The organism is Candidatus Nitrotoga arctica (genome assembly GCF_918378365.1).
GTDB lineage: Bacteria > Pseudomonadota > Gammaproteobacteria > Burkholderiales > Gallionellaceae > Nitrotoga > Nitrotoga arctica.
Genome location: NZ_OU912926.1, coordinates 893,486 through 908,656 on the forward strand (window position 1 = coordinate 893,486; position 15,171 = coordinate 908,656).

Genomic DNA, 15,171 nt, shown 5'->3' on the forward strand with positions numbered 1-15,171 from the left:
GAATTATTCATGAAGCCGCGTAGGCGACTTTTGGGTCGCGGAAATAACGGCGCACGCGTTCGGGGTTTTGCTCAAGCATGATCATGTGATCAGTCGCAGCAGCTCTGAGTTTTGCCTTGGTGCGCACTGGCACCTTTGAAGTGATGACGTGCTTGAGATCTGCATTCAGTCTTTCTTCGGGGTTGAGTTCAGGGCTGTAGCTGGGCAAGTAGAACAACTCGATTTTCTGTGCGTTCTCGGCAGCCCAAGCCTTTACAGGTTTGCTGTGATGAACTCTCAAGTTGTCCAGTATCAGAAACACCTTGCGGTCTGTATCCTTGATGAGCGCCTCCAGAAATTCAATGAGCTTGTCGGAGTTAAATGCCTCATCAATAATCATCCAGCGCGTTTTACCCTGATTGGTTACCGTCGCAATCATCGATAGCTTGTGGCGCGTGCCGCCTACTGCGAACGTCACAGGTGTCTTGCCCACCGGCGCATAGCTCCTGCCTCTGACATCCGTGTTGACTAGCGCCGTCTCGTCGCCCCAGTGAATTTCCGCACCTTCGGCTTTTGCTCTGGTTTCAATGGCCGGATACTGTTCAACAAGCCAAGCCTGGACGGCTTCAGGCCGCTGCTCGTATGCTTTTTTAATGGGTTTTTGTGGTGTAAAACCCCAACGTGCCAAGTAGTTGCCTACTGCCCGAATAGCAGCACGGTTGGCCGTGGCTTCGCCTACTCCAGGAAACAAGGTGAGGTAGCGCATGATGGCAATCTCATCCAGCGGATTGCCAATGATACGAAGTAAAGAGAGGGCGTCGCGGACGTGAGCTGACTCAAGCAGTTTGACACCACCAATAAATCTATAAGGTATTTCAGCAGCAATAAGGCTGCTCTCCACAGCGCGTGCACTATATGTAGAGCGTGCAAGAATCATATCGCCAGTTGTCGCCGTCCTCCCGACGCCGCAAAATGTCTTCAGTAATCCATCGACTTTCCTCCCATTCATTGGTAAAGCTGTGGAGCTGGGGCAGCTGTCCTGCACCTCGCGCCGCATTCAGATTTTTGCCATAATCGAGTGGACTTTTGAGCAACAACCAGTTGGCCACATCCAGGATTTCCTGTGTTGAACAGTAGTTCTTCGTGAGTTTCAGGACTGCTGATCCTGGCACGCGCTCCTGGAATGAATGGATATTCTTGAAGTCTGCACCCCGGAATCCGTAGATAGATTGCGCATCGTCACCAACGCAGAAAAGGCAGCAGTTTTCTTTCAACAGGCTCAACAGTGACCATTGCAATGGGTTCGTGTCTTGCATTTCGTCCACAAGCAGATGATCGTACTGCTTGCTAACCCACTGACACACCTTAGGGGACTCGCGAATGCGTTGTGCAACAAATGATAAAATATCGTCATAATCCAAGTAGTGACGCTCTCGTTTTTTCTGCTCGTAGCCTTTCAGAACAGGAATAATTTCGCTCCTTATAGCCAGATATTCTTGATAGTTGTGCTTGAGTGCTTGAGTGCTTGAGTGCTTGAGTGCTTGAGTGCTTGAGTGCTTGAGTGCTTGAGTGTTTGAGTAAGGTTGAGGCCGGTATTGCGGGCAAACGAATAGATATCGCATAGTTGAGCTGCTGTCGGTAGCTTGTTGCCCTTTCCTTTGCCGCGCAATATCCGAAAAAGCTGAACCTGATCATCGCGATCAATGATCGAAAAGTCTTTCGCCCCGAAAATGGCGGGAGCGCGTCGGATCAGCGAGATGCACCACGTATGGAACGTGCTGGCGCGAAGTTGAGATGCCTTTTCCCCTAAATGGGTTTTTACTCGCCCAACAATCTCCGACGCAGCATGGCGCGTAAAAGTCAGTATCTGGATACGCAGGGCCGGCACTCCCTGCGCTATCAGAAAAGCAGCCTTGGATACGATAGTTTTGGTTTTGCCTGAACCCGCCCCCGCTAGAACCAGGGCATGTTGATTGTCCAACATGACCGCAGCGCGTTGGCGTTGATTAAGCGACGCAATTAATGAATCGAGAGACATGCTGTATCCTTTCTTATTAAATGGCTTGTGCGGCATAAAGACACAACACTCAGCTCACGATGGTATTCCCTGCACCTCGTCAGAACTTTCCATTTCCACATTGCACGCCAAATGATTCACGTTCCCGACGCAACACTGTTCTCCTACTCATATGAAGCGAGCGAGATGCATGATGGGGTGGTTTTCAGAACGTGCGAATCAACGGTGCTGTCCAGCCAGAATTTTGATGTTCATGTTTCCGACTGACAGCACCGAATGTTTTTTTCCAATTGGTTACCGAGGCGGTTTGAGCCTTTGCAAAGCCGCAAGACCTATGGGCTTTTCATTTAGCTTACGGCGCTGCGTACGCTGGCCAGGTACATTAATCGGCACAATGCCGCTTACGCGTTCTGATCGGCAAGATGATGGTCTGTGCGCATGTACTGGCTTGGGCAACTGCTTCGACTTTTGCTTGACCAGCAAGGGTTTAGTGCTCCGTTTAGTCAGCTCAGGCTCTGGCAGTTTCGTGGATGCAGTTGGTTTATAGGGTTCGCGCAAATCAATACCTAATTCGAGGAAGAATTTACGGTGGCGCTGACAGCTGCGCTGGCTATGCCTAGTATAACAACCCATTAATTACAAAACATAATGTCTAGCCATTTTTGTATCTGCATCCTGCCGAGTGAACGTCCACTCAATGCCACGTTGCTCCATGTTACGGCGCAACTGCCAAGCATTCACTTCGGCGGTGAGCGTAACACGGTCTGGCAGGCGTCGATCAAGGCACTGGCGGTCAAGAATACCGATTTCGATTTCAGCCATGTTGAGCCAACTGGCATGTTTCGGCGTGTAGTGAAAGACTACACGTCGCAGCAGTGCCTTTGCTTCCTTGGCACCGAGCACTTCCTCGAAGCACTTGCGAAAGTGGGTGTTGAGATTGTCCATCACCAGATGGATACGCTGCGCCGTGACATAAACCTGCTTGAGCAGGTGCTGTATGAAAGCCACGAAGTCGGTCTTGGCGCGATGATCGGTGATCACGACCGTCCGCCGCCCTCCTTTTGGCTCGACCGCCACGAACAGGTTGCAAGTACCGGCGCGGACATACTCGTAATCCTGCTTCGCGGACGAGTTGGGCTGGGTTGGCAAAGGGGGCCGCGTATCCTTGAGCAGCTGCTTGCTCTTCTCGTCCAAACAGACCACGGGTTCTTCCGCCCGGAACGGACGGGCATAAAGATCGAGCAGGTCATACATTCGCTGCCGGTATTCTTCGGTCAAAGCGCCAATGCACCACATCACCTTGCACCATGGCTTGAGACAGTTTTTTTTAGCAGCCGGCGAATAGTCTCGCGGCTGATCGGACCAATATCCGCCTGCCTCTGCGCTGCCTGTTCCAGCAACTCGAGCGTCCAGCGCCTGGCACCTTCCGGCGGCTCCGAGCAGGCCAGAGCGGTAATCTTCGCCTCGACGTCGGTAGCAAACTGCCGAGGCTTGCCGGGACGCGCGACATCGCACAGTGCATATTCGGCACCATCCTCCAGATATGCGCTTCGTGTCCGCCAGATGGCGGTTCGTCCAACGCCGAGAACTGCCATGATCTGGGCTTCGGGGATCCCGCGATCAAGGGCAGATAAAATATGTGCCCGATTGACTTCTCGGGCGTGGTGCAAACCCTTTGCACGATATGTCTCGATCAACTCACGATCCTCGTCGGTAAGATACAGTTCAGTCTGTCGCATGGCAGGCTCCTCATCATGGGGTGGGTATGCGACAGTATAATATATGTTTCGTTATTTATGAGTTTAGATACTAGTGTTCATGAATGATCATTTTTTATAATATTTCGAGAATGACTGTAAGCGTTTTTGTCGAATATGTTTAACAGAGGGCTATTAGGCGCCGGTGAATTTTTCCTGCCAGTTGGTTCGTACGCGAATCAAACACATCTTGTATCACCCAGCTCCAGCTTAAACGCCAGAAGGTCCTGGCCATGTAAAATTTTGGCTTGAGCCCAGCAGTGCGGGCGATTTCGGCCTTGTTGATACCCCCGTTCCCTGAGTTGAGAGAGACAGGGGATCGAAATAAAATGGCATACGTTCTCAGTTCAAAATGAACCACGCATTTGAATCCGAGTGGCTTTCGGGGTCGGGTGTTCAGTTTGTTTGCGGAGCACGCCTCGCCGCGCTTATCTACACCGTGAATTGCGAAAACTTATTTTGCCCAATCAATGCTAATTGTCAAAATCTTCATGATGGATGGGGTCTTCTTTGTTTAGTAGAAGTAATGCCACTGTTACTTTGGCACATAGGTGCCGTGAGAGTCCATCCCATTATTCCTAGTGGAAAATATCGGGAGAAAATAAAAAATGAATTCTCGTCCATCAGAGGTAGTTACTATTATGCTTGCATCATCCAGAATTCAAAACGTATTCGACCACTCTTGGTGCTAACAGAAATGCCTCCACCATGGGCCTCTATAATGGATTTGGTTATGGCTAGTCCAAGCCCTGCACCCTCATTATTTCCTTGACGTGATGGATCAATATGATAAAAACGATCAAACAACCGGTCCAAATGCTCTTTATCAATATCCACACAGGGGTTTTCAATTATTAGGCAAATCTTCTTTTCATCTTTCACTCGGATATCAACTGTGATCACCTGATCAACGGATGTGTGTTGTATCGCGTTGGACATCAGATTATTGATCGCCCGACGAATCATGAGCTTATCACCCGAAATAATGGCGGCTCCATGACTAACAATATGTATGCACTTTTCCTCGGTAAGGGGTTCATAGAACTCAATTAATTGAGCAACCTCTTTAGCCAAATCTATGGGTTCCCGGTGTGGAATAATTAAGTCATTTTCTGCTTTAGCCAGAAATAACATATCTGAAACCATTCGGGCCAGCCTGTCATATTCCTCAAGATTTGAATACAATATTTCTCGATAGTCCTCCAAGGATCTGGGCTTAGTTAACATGACTTGAGTCTGCGTCATTAAATTACTGACCGGCGTACGCAACTCATGCGCTAAGTCGGAAGAAAAATCTGATAGTCGTTGAAAGGATTTTTCAAGTCTGGATAACATTTTATTGAAGGACTCAGCCATATGCATCAATTCTTTAGGGAGACTTTCAACCTTCAATCTTTCAGAAAGACGATTGGCTGTGATAATTTGGGTGATACGATTAAAATCGCGAATTGGGGATAAGCCTCGACGGACAGCCAACCAACCCAGCAAACTCATAAGCAAGGCTCCTATAATGAGAGAGAGCCACAATGTTTGATTGAAGCGAGTAATGAATTTTTGGTGATGCGCAATATCCAGCGCAATTGCAACGATCAGGGCGGGGCTCTGTTTGTCATGAGAAGACATTGAAACTGCAAGGCCACGATAAGTTTGAGAGCCATCTTGCCATTTATACAATTTGGCTTTTTCATTGTCACCAGATAAGGAACGTTGGTCGATAAGTGTCTTAGGGAAATTCGCCTCACCTCGGCCATAGACTTTTTCACCCGTGACTGTGTACACTGCAACCGAAAGTGCATGATGGCCAACTAAGGCGTCATTGAGCTGCGAAGGTACAGATTTAAGCGCTGATACGGATTCAATCTTCTGGAAGGCATAACGGATTAGTTCAAGCTTGCCATGAATTTCGACTATATCTTCTTCAGCAAAATGGCGTTCAACAGACAATCCGGCGATAGTACCCATGGTGATAAGAACGGTACTTGAAAGTGCCGCAAACAGAAAAGTAATTCGCCATGTGATTGATTGGTGCAACATTAGTCATCTAGGCCCATAAGTACATAGCCCATGCCACGTACAGTTCGAATGAGCTTGGGTTCGAAGTGATCATCCATTTTAGCTCGTAGACGACGAACAGCTACCTCAATGACATTTGTGTCACTGTCAAAATTCATGTCCCAAATTTGGGATGCGATCAAGGAACGAGGTAAAACTTCACCACGACGCCTAAGCAACAATTCCAACAAAGCAAACTCTTTTCCCGTAAGTTCTATCCGCTTTCCGCCCCGCGTGAGTTTCCGACGTTGAAGATCCAATACCAAGTCAGCGACTTGTATAATGTCTGGGTCTCTTACCTTACCTCTCCGTAGCAATGTCCTCACTCGTGCCAACAATTCTGAGAAGGCAAACGGTTTTATCAGATAATCATCTGCGCCCAGCTCCAACCCTTTGACTTTGTCATCTATCCCATCTCTGGCTGTCAGGAATAATACTGGCGTATTTTTGTCAGCTCGACGTATGGTTTGAATGATCGCCCAACCATTGACGTTCGGCAGCATGACATCCAGTATTATCAAATCATAAGCCTCAGTCAGCGCCAGATGTTTTCCATCTAAACCGTCTCTTACGAGATCGGTGACAAAGCCTGCTTCAGATAAACCTTGTTTAAGGTATTTACCTGTTTTTGGTTCGTCTTCAACAATCAGAATTCTCATAAATAGATGGGTCCAATGGTCAATCTGAATTCTGCATGAATATTTCTTTGACCGGTACCATTTTGCCTAATTTGTGGACATTAACTTCAAAGCTAGTTCTTTCAGGTTTGACACTTTGCCCAATCTTACAATTTTGTAATCTTCAGGTAATCATTTTGACAGCTTCGAAGTTCTAATATGTTCGCTAGGTAACTAGAAATTAAATTCACATTTAAGGGATGAGGATGTATTTGCCTAATATGGTTTTATCGCTAAGTCTATTAACTGCATTTAATGTTTTTGGGGCTCAGAATGATAATTTTCCTACATTCCACTTAATCACTTCAGCTCCAATCAGTGTGCCATATCAATCTTCATTTTCTAGTTACAAACCTTATGTCGAAGAGGAGCTTTCTTCATGGCGTGCTCTCAATGAGCAAGTAACTGGGGGAGGCACTGCTGACCATTTCAAGGGCAATATGAAAGGCATGGATCACGAAAAAATGAAATCTATGCCATCTGGTCACGCTATGACTGAGATGACAGACATGCCTAACGACACTGGCAAGCTTTCTTCCAAAAAATTATCAAAACCGGCACATCAACATTAATGGGATGGGATTTGAATTTGAGTATGACTACTCTTATGGCCTCAAGTTGGGTGAGTATGCCACGAGTGCTGATTACCTTGCTTTTCATCAGTGCGACCCTCAGCGGTTGTGCTACTTTTTCCAAAGATGGAGGATTTGGCGCAGTTCAGAAAACCACTAAGGATCTTATAAGTAAGGAGGTTCAGTGGGTCAAATCTGTAGATGACCAGGATTCTGTGCAATCTTATACTGAAGAGCTATTAAAAAACCCACTCACGGTAAATGATGCAGTGCAGATTGCTTTATTCAACAATAAAGGTCTACAGGCGGCATTCTATGATTTAGGCATCTCTGAAGCAGACATGGTACAGGCAGGCAAACTACCTAATCCACGCTTTACCATGCTGCACGCCAAAAATAATGATGACTACAAGATCGAACAGTCATTCACATTTAATATTTTTTCTTTGCTGACCATGCCCAAAGCACTTCAGATCGAAAAACGACTGTTTGAGCAAACACAACGACAGACTGCGATGGAAGTATTGCGGTTGGCTAATGAGACCCGCAAGGCATATTTCAAGGCAGTGGCTGCAGATCAAAGCACGCATTACATGCAACAAGTTAGAACTGCGGCAGAAGCCAGTGCAGAACTGGCCCGTAATATGGTGAAAGCGGGCAATTGGAGAAAACTAGACCAAGCACGGGAACAAGGATTTTATGCAGATGCTGCACTGGGAGTTGCTCGTGCCGAGCGAAACAAAATCACTGCCTATGAAGAGCTGACCAGGCTTATGGGCTTATGGGGCAAACAGACTCAGTTCACGTTCCCTGAAAGATTGCCGGACTTACCCATAACTGTAGATGAATCAAACAACATCGAACAAACCGCCATGGATCAGCGCCTTGATCTACAGTCCCTACGATTACAAACTGAAGCGTTAGCCAATCAGCTTGGATTAACCAAAGCCACGCGCTTCATCAATGTATTGGAAGTTGGGCCTGCACGCGTGCTTGAAGGTAAAAGATCAGACCCTTACAAGAAAGGTTTCGAGATTACCTTTGAGATTCCCATTTTTGATTGGGGCACTGCTCGGGTAGCCAGAGCCGAAGCAATTTATATGCAGGCTGTAAATCTTCTTGCTGAGACTGCGGTGAATGCACGTTCAGAAGTGCGCCAAAGCTACAAGCTATATCGTTCAAATTATGACATTGCAAAGCATTACCGTGATGAGATTGTACCCATCCGCAAACGCATTTCTGCTGAAAACCAACTTCGTTACAACGGCATGTTGATCAGCGCGTTTGAATTATTGGTGAATGCCCAATTACAAATCAACAGTGTGAATAGTTATATCGAAGCGCTGCGTGATTTTTGGTTATCGCAAAGCGATTTAGAAATGGCCCTGATTGGTAAGCCCCTGTTTTCCAGTAGCACCGGCTCACCCATGAGGGATAATCAAATGAGCATGGGCCATTAAGCAAGTATTCCAGAAGGATATTAAATATGGTAACAAGGCGTGATTTCCTGTGGGGAGCAAGTGCGGCAGGGGTTGCTTTATCAGCAGCAACGGTAAGTTCAGTGGCAATGGCTGCTTTGCCTCAAATTGTCTCGATGGAAACCCCCGATACACAGCCGCCATTAACGCCAGAAAATGGACGCCCTTACAACCCTGTTGTCACGCTCAATGGCTGGACTTTGCCATGGCGTATGAACAACGGCGTCAAAGAATTCCATCTGGTGGCAGAGCCGGTAGTGCGCGAGATGGCCCCGGGTATGAAAGCGCATCTATGGGGCTATAACGGCCAAAGCCCAGGACCTACCATTGAAGTTGTAGAGGGTGATCGAGTGCGCATATTTGTTACCAACCGTTTACCTGAACATACGTCCATCCATTGGCATGGGCAGAGGTTACCGAACGGTATGGATGGCGTGACAGGGTTGACCCAAGCTGGTATCAATCCCGGCAAGACATTTGTTTATGAATTTGAAGCCAAACGACCCGGCACTTTCATGTACCACCCGCATGCTGATGAAATGACGCAAATGGCCATGGGTATGATGGGCTTCTGGGTGACCCATCCAAAAAATCCCCAGTTCATGGCAGTAGATCGTGATTTCGTATTTTTACTCAATTCTTTCGACATCGATCCTGGTAGCTATACGCCAAAAATTACCACCATGCTCGACTTCAACTTATGGGCATTTAATAGCAGGGTTGCTCCTGGGATTTCGCCGATGGTTGCTCGCCAGGGAGACCGGGTACGTATCCGTGTCGGTAACCTAACGATGACCAACCATCCAATGCATTTACACGGTCACGAATTTGTTGTTGTGGGGACAGACGGAGGCTGGACGCCGCCAAATTCTCGTTGGCCGGAAGTTACCGCCGATATAGCAGTGGGCCAAATGCGCGCGTTTGAATTTATTGCTGATGAGCTTGGGGATTGGGCATTTCATTGTCACAAGAGCCATCACACTATGAATGCCATGGGTCACGACGTTCCTACGATGATTGGTGTAGATCAAAGCAAGCTTGTCGACAGAATAACATCGCTGGTTCCTGATTACATGAGCATGGGTGAAAGCGGTATGGCGGATATGGAGAAGATGGAGATGCCTTTGCCAGATAACACCTTACCGATGATGTCCGGCCAGGGGCAGTTTGGGGGCATCGGAATGGGAGGGATGTTTACGACCGTTAAAATCCGCGAAGGTCTTGCGCGTAACGATTACAAAGACCCCGGTATTTATAAGCATCCTGCAGGTACCGTGGCATATGAAATTAATAGTGAATTACCGCCTGTGCAAAGGCAAACTGAAACCCCATCCGAAGATGGGGTGGAATTTAAAGTGCGTAAACCCATGGGTCACAGCGAACATTAAAACATTGGCCCATTAAATTTCATCATATTTCTGTTTTCACTCGTTGCTGCTGAACATAATTGCCAGTTCGATGATGTGCTCCCAGCCCAATGTTCCAGCCCGTTGTAGAAAGGCGAAATCAAATAATCGATATCAATGTGCTGTAGACCCACCTGTAAACGCTGAGATGATAGGGCACGGCTTGGTTCGACCCGTCATTTCGCATTCGTGGATTAGATGTGTGAGAATACTTTGCATGCGTTCAAGGTCGACGATCCGCTTATTGATGTCGCCAAGACGGATATTTGCGATCTTGCGGATCGCCGCTCTGTCAGTACCGCCCTCCAATGCAAGCAAGGATGCAATCTCTCCCAGCGTAAAACCAAGATCTTGTGATCGCTTGATAAATCGGATGCGCTCAATGAGTGCAAGCGGATATTGCCGGAATGTCATGCCATTCGGCGCGGGTGTAGGTAGTAAATTCAATTTTTGATAGTAGCGGATCGTCTCAATACCCACTTCAGCAGCGCGTGCTAAGCGGCCAATTGTTAATTGCTCAACTTCTTTTTTCATGAATTTGCCTGGTAAGTAAAAAAAGATTGACTCTGGGGTCATGCACAGAGTGTAGGATGAGCCTGTCTTTAAACTACGACAAGGGGTTGAGCCATGAATCAGAAAAATCAAAGCACCTGTTGCGGTCATACCAGTCCTGAAAAAAAAGTTGTTGTAGCACCGGCCGGCAGCCCGATTTCCGAAAAAACATACATCGATCCCGTCTGTGGAATGAAAGTGTCGGCCAACAGCAAGAAGTCGGTTGAGCATGACGGCACCACATACTATTTTTGTAGTGAAAGCTGCGTTGCCAAATTTCGGACCAATGCCAAGCAATACCTGAGCAAGCCGACATCCAGCGATATCGCCCCCAAGGCGTCTCTGCAAGCAGTTACAAAGGACGCGATCTTTACCTGCCCGATGCACCCTGAGGTCCAGCAAGTCGGTCCCGGTAGCTGCCCGAAGTGTGGGATGGCACTGGAGCCGATGGAGGCGACTGCGGAAGAAGATACCACCGAGCTTGACGACATGACCCGTCGTCTTTGGGTAAGTACAGCATTGACCGTACCGTTGCTGATTTTGACAATGGGTGAGATGGTTCCAGGAATAGACTTTCACAGTCGGTTAGGAACGACTGTGTTTAACTGGTTGCAAGCTGCGCTTGCGACACCAGTCGTTCTGTGGGCGGGTTGGCCGTTTTTCGAGCGCGCCGGGGCATCGTTCCGTACTTGGAATCTTAATATGTTCAGTCTGATTGGACTGGGCACCGGGGCGGCCTTTGTATTCAGTGTAGTGTCGCTCTTGTTTCCTGAATTACTTCCGGTTGATTTCAAAATGAACGGCATGGCGCCGCTTTACTTCGAGGCCGCTGCCGCCATTATCACGCTCGTGCTCGTGGGGCAGGTGCTGGAACTGCGAGCGCGGTCACGTACCAACAGCGCGATCAAATTGCTTCTGGGGCTCGTGCCAAATACGGCCGTTCGCCTCAGGCTCGACGGTAGTGAAGAAGAAGTACATCTGGACGAGATCCATGTAGGCGATCGATTGCGTGTGAAGCCGGGCGACAAAGTGCCGGTCGATGGTGAAGTGGTCGAGGGCAGATCAAATATCGACGAATCGATGATCACCGGCGAACCAATACCATCTGAGAAAACGGTTGGAAGTAAAGTGTCTGCTGGCACCGTTAATCAGACCGGTTCATTCGTATTCACGGCGCAGAAAGTGGGCGCGGAAACGCTGCTTGCGCACATTGTAAAAATGGTCAACGACGCCAGCCGCTCGCGTGCACCAATCCAAAAAATTGCCGATGCTGTTGCCGGATGGTTTGTGCCGGTGGTAATGGGAGTCGCCCTCATGGCCTTCGTTATCTGGGCTTTTTTTGGCTCACCGCCTGCGCTTGCGCATGCACTTGTAGCAACCGTCTCGGTACTTATCATTGCCTGCCCTTGTGCTCTTGGTTTGGCCACGCCGATTTCGATCATGGTAGGCATTGGCCGTGGCGCGCAAGAAGGCATTTTGATTAAAGACGCAGAAGCGCTGGAACTGATGGAAAAAGTGGATACCTTAGTGGTTGATAAGACTGGCACGCTTACCGAAGGACATCCCAAAGTGCAGGACGTAGTCGCTATCAATGGATTTACTGAAAATGAGGTTTTATCATTGGCGGCTTCTCTTGAACAAGACAGTGAGCACCCTCTTGCGCAGGCTATTGTCGGGTACGCTAAAGAAAAGAATATTAAGATTGTAGAAGCCAAAGATTTTGATTCGATTACCGGCAAGGGAATACGAGGGGTTATTGATGACAAGTCGGTTGCTGTGGGCAACGCCGTGCTCATGTCTGATGTTGGCGTCGACATTGCGTCACTTCAAAGTAAAACACAAGAATTGCAGGCGTTAGCAAAGTCGGTGATGTTTCTAGCCATTGATGGAAAGGCAGCAGGACTGGTGAGCGTTGCCGATCCAATCAAACCTACGGCAGCACGTGCTATAGCAAAACTGAAGGCTGCTGGCATTCGGATAGTATTACTCACGGGCGATAACGTTGCGACCGCTGCATCGGTTGCGCGGCAACTTGGCATTGATGATGTCAAAGGAAACGTCATGCCAAGTGATAAATATCGACATGTGCAAATGCTACAGGCAGCGGGCCACATCGTGGCGATGGCGGGCGACGGTGTCAATGACGCGCCAGCACTTGCTCAAGCGAATGTTGGCATCGCTATGGGGACCGGAACCGACATTGCGATGAATAGTGCGCGCATTGTCTTAGTGAAGGGCGACCTATTGGGCATAGTCCGTGTACGTTTGCTCAGCCAGGTAACTATGCGAAATATTAAACAGAATTTATTTTTTGCATTTGCTTATAACCTGATTGGTGTGCCCATTGCTGCGGGAGCACTATACCCCTGGTTTGGTCTGCTATTAAGCCCGATGATTGCGAGTGCTGCGATGGCGTTAAGTTCGGTATCAGTGATAGGCAATGCTCTGCGGTTGCGCAGTGCGACTCTTGCCCACACACCGCGGTATGGTTGCCATCGTTAATAAAAAAGGCATGCGAATAGCAAGGATTGCCCATTGACCCATATTTAAGGAATGGCTAAAAAGTTCATTGGCTGACGTAGCCAAAATGTAACCTGATAAGGCTGGTTGTACTGTCTTTCAGGCTCTATGAGACTGTAAATGGCAGTGACAGGATTGCCGATTGTTTGACTGTCTTCACTGATACATACCGCATGTTCGGTCTATTGACCGCTCTACTGAGAATGGGCTTGATGTGTTAATTGTTTTTACTCAATGTGCGCCAAGCGTTTGGGTATAAACATATTAAGAAGTCAACGATGAACAAATTTGAACAAAGGATTGTTCCGCGCCGCTACGAAAGCCAGCGCAGAACACTGTCCCGGCTTGCATCGGGTTCCATTAGTGCTTGTCGCCAACCGTGCCCTGGATTGTCTCTGCATACTCCAGATGGGCGGCAAGGGCGGTGTGAACCTTGACCAGCAGGGCTTTTAATTCCTCATTCTTCACGTCGTGTATCAACTGAATATCAACCACATCGATGACCTTTCGATGAAGCTTGATTTCCGTATCGATATAGGCTTTGTCGAATTCGCTGCCGCTGAAACTCTTAAGTTTATTGAGACTCTTTTTGCCGTCGGCTTTCAGACTCTTGCTGCTGGAATTATCCTCTGGGATCACATGGAGCTTGGCGGCGAGACTCTTCGCCTGTTTGTTGATGTCCGTGGATTCCTTGATCATGCGGCGTGCGAATGCGTGCACATTTTTGTTTGTTGCTTTCTTTTCCGCGAGCTCACCATTTTCAATATGAATCTGATTGGCAGTCACGATAATGTGGGCGATTTCCGCATCATTGAGTTCGCTTTTACCAGGGGATTCGGCTATGGCAAATGCGGGAAGTATCAGCGCAATTGCAAACATTAGTACTTTTTTCATTTCTATCTCCTTATTGATGGGTAGATGCGCCGCGTTTAGCGGCGAGATACGTGGAGCGCTTACTTTGGCCAGAAAACTGGGCAAAAGCTCTGCCCTTTTTATGATGACGAGGTAGCTAACAGTTTTCTGTTCGCTAGCATACAAAGCCATCTGAGTTAATCCTATTTAACCTATTCATCATTAATTTATGGGCATTAAAATTAAGTTGATGGCTCCGCAGTTTGTATTGCTATGTAGAAACGAACAAGAGCGACGACATGGCAGATACAGAAGCGATTATTTTTATATGAAATTTTCTACTTAATGTTCAAGCTGAGAGAACACAAGCCATTAAATCAGAGCGAGAAATTGTAAATTGATCAACATGCACCGCACTGGCCAGCTTTAGGGGAAAGTGATTGTAAAGGTGGACCCTTTAGATGGAACGCTATCGATTTCGATTGTCCAACCGACTTTCTCACAAATACGTTTGACAATGTCGAGTCCTATGCCCGATCCACCAGATCTATTTCCACCACGGTAGCTGCGTTCAAAAGATTTGAGGCAACTCCTCGGCGATGATGCCTATTCCTGAGTCGGACACCATAAGTTGTGGGGGAGTATATTTGACGTGAATGAATCCATGTTCAGTGAAATAAACAGCATTTCTAAGCAGATTCGTTAACACCAAAAAAAACGCTTGGCGACTTACGTCAATTATTGCGTCTGGAGGGGATTGGAGAAATCACCCGAGCGTGTCAAAAAATCCTTTCAGGATGCTCGTATGAAATATGCAGCATGAAAACTTCAACTGGCTGGATCAATAGCTTAACAGAGCTCGCGGGTATCCATGCAACAACGCTTAATTTGGTGAGTCTGTTACAGATGGGCAAGGAACGAGCGGCACTAATACATATAATAAAACTAATAAATTACACCATGAAAATAAACTACAATTTAAACCTGCCTACCGTAGCACGCATATCGCTCGCTAGTTTTTCGAGTTGAATTGCAGAGCTTGCGGTCTGGCCAGCAGCAGTATTTTCTTCTGCCTGTTGAGCCACCCGCTCAACGTAAACAGCAATATCTTGGCTTGCACTATTTTGTTCATTGAGCGAGTCGGAAATATTATTCACTACTGCCACCCCTGTGATTGGATGATTAATTGCTGCAATATCCATTAGGCGATTGCGACCATGAGTAGTACTACCCCATATAGTGCTGATGGCGCCGCGGCAAAATGATTCTCTCCCATCCAACCCGTTGCGAATGGAATCAGCGATAGCCA

14 protein-coding genes and 3 pseudogenes are annotated in these 15,171 nt (G+C 47.6%); 4 read left to right on the plus strand and 13 right to left on the minus strand.

What is annotated here, in order from left to right; genetic code table 11:
* Positions 1 to 7: 7 nt before the first annotated feature.
* From MKZ32_RS04010 to MKZ32_RS04045, 9 genes and pseudogenes are all read right to left on the minus strand, one after another.
* A pseudogene (locus MKZ32_RS04010) lies at positions 8 to 700 on the minus strand (IS630 family transposase); the annotation flags it as partial.
* 51 nt (positions 701 to 751) lie between these two features.
* Positions 752 to 988: pseudogene (locus MKZ32_RS04015) on the minus strand (3'-5' exonuclease); the annotation flags it as partial.
* Complete coding sequence (locus tag MKZ32_RS15385) at positions 891 to 1,469, minus strand: UvrD-helicase domain-containing protein (protein ID WP_275584314.1); 579 nt, start codon at positions 1,467 to 1,469, stop codon at positions 891 to 893. The gene MKZ32_RS15385 and the pseudogene MKZ32_RS04015, both read right to left, overlap by 98 nt.
* Positions 1,460 to 2,017, minus strand: a complete 558-nt coding sequence (locus tag MKZ32_RS15390; protein ID WP_275584246.1) for a UvrD-helicase domain-containing protein — start codon at positions 2,015 to 2,017, stop codon at positions 1,460 to 1,462. The genes MKZ32_RS15385 and MKZ32_RS15390 overlap by 10 nt, the downstream gene beginning before the upstream one ends.
* Positions 2,018 to 2,290: 273 nt before the next feature.
* Complete coding sequence (locus MKZ32_RS04025; protein ID WP_239796085.1) at positions 2,291 to 2,629, minus strand: hypothetical protein; 339 nt, start codon at positions 2,627 to 2,629, stop codon at positions 2,291 to 2,293.
* Between the two features lie 3 nt (positions 2,630 to 2,632).
* The gene (locus tag MKZ32_RS04030) at positions 2,633 to 3,292 is read right to left on the minus strand and encodes an IS630 family transposase (RefSeq protein WP_239798090.1); all 660 of its coding nucleotides are present in this window, start codon (positions 3,290 to 3,292) and stop codon (positions 2,633 to 2,635) included.
* The gene (locus MKZ32_RS04035; RefSeq protein ID WP_239796086.1) at positions 3,292 to 3,735 is read right to left on the minus strand and encodes a helix-turn-helix domain-containing protein; all 444 of its coding nucleotides are present in this window, start codon (positions 3,733 to 3,735) and stop codon (positions 3,292 to 3,294) included. The genes MKZ32_RS04030 and MKZ32_RS04035 overlap by 1 nt, the downstream gene beginning before the upstream one ends.
* A gap of 657 nt (positions 3,736 to 4,392) precedes the next feature.
* Positions 4,393 to 5,787 carry a heavy metal sensor histidine kinase gene (locus MKZ32_RS04040; RefSeq protein WP_275584247.1) on the minus strand — a complete coding sequence of 465 codons (1,395 nt, stop codon included), beginning with the start codon at positions 5,785 to 5,787 and terminating at the stop codon, positions 4,393 to 4,395.
* Positions 5,787 to 6,464: a heavy metal response regulator transcription factor gene (locus MKZ32_RS04045; RefSeq protein WP_239796088.1), complete on the minus strand. Its 678-nt coding sequence runs from the start codon at positions 6,462 to 6,464 to the stop codon at positions 5,787 to 5,789. Before MKZ32_RS04045 ends, MKZ32_RS04040 begins: the two co-directional genes overlap by 1 nt.
* A gap of 224 nt (positions 6,465 to 6,688) precedes the next feature.
* On the opposite strand from MKZ32_RS04045, the gene MKZ32_RS04050 reads away from it, so the two are divergent.
* Genes MKZ32_RS04050 through MKZ32_RS04060 form a run of 3 tightly spaced genes read left to right on the plus strand, consistent with a single transcriptional unit; the run spans position 6,689 to position 9,920 of the window.
* Positions 6,689 to 7,054 (plus strand): hypothetical protein, encoded by a 366-nt coding sequence (locus MKZ32_RS04050; RefSeq protein ID WP_239796089.1) that lies wholly within the window; start codon positions 6,689 to 6,691, stop codon positions 7,052 to 7,054.
* Positions 7,055 to 7,077: 23 nt separating this feature from the next.
* Positions 7,078 to 8,514, plus strand: coding sequence for a TolC family protein (locus MKZ32_RS04055; RefSeq protein WP_420887718.1), 1,437 nt, complete (start codon positions 7,078 to 7,080; stop codon positions 8,512 to 8,514).
* A gap of 26 nt (positions 8,515 to 8,540) precedes the next feature.
* The gene (locus tag MKZ32_RS04060) at positions 8,541 to 9,920 is read left to right on the plus strand and encodes a multicopper oxidase domain-containing protein (RefSeq protein WP_239796090.1); all 1,380 of its coding nucleotides are present in this window, start codon (positions 8,541 to 8,543) and stop codon (positions 9,918 to 9,920) included.
* A 132-nt stretch (positions 9,921 to 10,052) separates the two neighbouring features.
* Here the strand turns inward: MKZ32_RS04060 and MKZ32_RS04065 are convergent, their stop codons facing one another.
* Positions 10,053 to 10,472: a MerR family DNA-binding protein gene (locus MKZ32_RS04065; protein WP_239796091.1), complete on the minus strand. Its 420-nt coding sequence runs from the start codon at positions 10,470 to 10,472 to the stop codon at positions 10,053 to 10,055.
* Between the two features lie 93 nt (positions 10,473 to 10,565).
* Here MKZ32_RS04065 and MKZ32_RS04070 point away from each other — a divergent pair, with 93 nt between their 5' ends.
* Positions 10,566 to 12,992 (plus strand): heavy metal translocating P-type ATPase, encoded by a 2,427-nt coding sequence (locus tag MKZ32_RS04070; RefSeq protein WP_239796092.1) that lies wholly within the window; start codon positions 10,566 to 10,568, stop codon positions 12,990 to 12,992.
* Positions 12,993 to 13,370: 378 nt separating this feature from the next.
* Here MKZ32_RS04070 and MKZ32_RS04075 read toward each other — a convergent pair whose 3' ends face one another.
* From MKZ32_RS04075 to MKZ32_RS04080, 3 genes and pseudogenes are all read right to left on the minus strand, one after another.
* On the minus strand, positions 13,371 to 13,904 hold the full coding sequence (locus MKZ32_RS04075) for a DUF4142 domain-containing protein (protein WP_239796093.1): 534 nt from the start codon (positions 13,902 to 13,904) through the stop codon (positions 13,371 to 13,373).
* Between the two features lie 384 nt (positions 13,905 to 14,288).
* Positions 14,289 to 14,432 (minus strand): annotated as a pseudogene (locus MKZ32_RS15630) (ATP-binding protein); the annotation flags it as partial.
* A gap of 401 nt (positions 14,433 to 14,833) precedes the next feature.
* On the minus strand, positions 14,834 to 15,064 hold the full coding sequence (locus tag MKZ32_RS04080) for a hypothetical protein (RefSeq protein WP_239796094.1): 231 nt from the start codon (positions 15,062 to 15,064) through the stop codon (positions 14,834 to 14,836).
* Positions 15,065 to 15,171 lie beyond the last annotated feature (107 nt).

Bases quoted from the DNA above. Each gene is read 5' to 3' on its own strand.
- MKZ32_RS15390 (WP_275584246.1), bottom strand. From the start codon at position 2,017: ATGTCTCTCGATTCATTAATTGCGTCGCTTAATCAACGCCAACGCGCT.
- MKZ32_RS04025 (WP_239796085.1), bottom strand. From the start codon at position 2,629: ATGGGTTGTTATACTAGGCATAGCCAGCGCAGCTGTCAGCGCCACCGT.
- MKZ32_RS04030 (WP_239798090.1), bottom strand. From the start codon at position 3,292: ATGTGGTGCATTGGCGCTTTGACCGAAGAATACCGGCAGCGAATGTAT.
- MKZ32_RS04035 (WP_239796086.1), bottom strand. From the start codon at position 3,735: ATGCGACAGACTGAACTGTATCTTACCGACGAGGATCGTGAGTTGATC.
- MKZ32_RS04040 (WP_275584247.1), bottom strand. From the start codon at position 5,787: ATGTTGCACCAATCAATCACATGGCGAATTACTTTTCTGTTTGCGGCA.
- MKZ32_RS04045 (WP_239796088.1), bottom strand. From the start codon at position 6,464: ATGAGAATTCTGATTGTTGAAGACGAACCAAAAACAGGTAAATACCTT.
- MKZ32_RS04050 (WP_239796089.1), top strand. From the start codon at position 6,689: ATGTATTTGCCTAATATGGTTTTATCGCTAAGTCTATTAACTGCATTT.
- MKZ32_RS04055 (WP_420887718.1), top strand. From the start codon at position 7,078: ATGACTACTCTTATGGCCTCAAGTTGGGTGAGTATGCCACGAGTGCTG.
- MKZ32_RS04060 (WP_239796090.1), top strand. From the start codon at position 8,541: ATGGTAACAAGGCGTGATTTCCTGTGGGGAGCAAGTGCGGCAGGGGTT.
- MKZ32_RS04065 (WP_239796091.1), bottom strand. From the start codon at position 10,472: ATGAAAAAAGAAGTTGAGCAATTAACAATTGGCCGCTTAGCACGCGCT.
- MKZ32_RS04070 (WP_239796092.1), top strand. From the start codon at position 10,566: ATGAATCAGAAAAATCAAAGCACCTGTTGCGGTCATACCAGTCCTGAA.
- MKZ32_RS04075 (WP_239796093.1), bottom strand. From the start codon at position 13,904: ATGAAAAAAGTACTAATGTTTGCAATTGCGCTGATACTTCCCGCATTT.
- MKZ32_RS04080 (WP_239796094.1), bottom strand. From the start codon at position 15,064: ATGGATATTGCAGCAATTAATCATCCAATCACAGGGGTGGCAGTAGTG.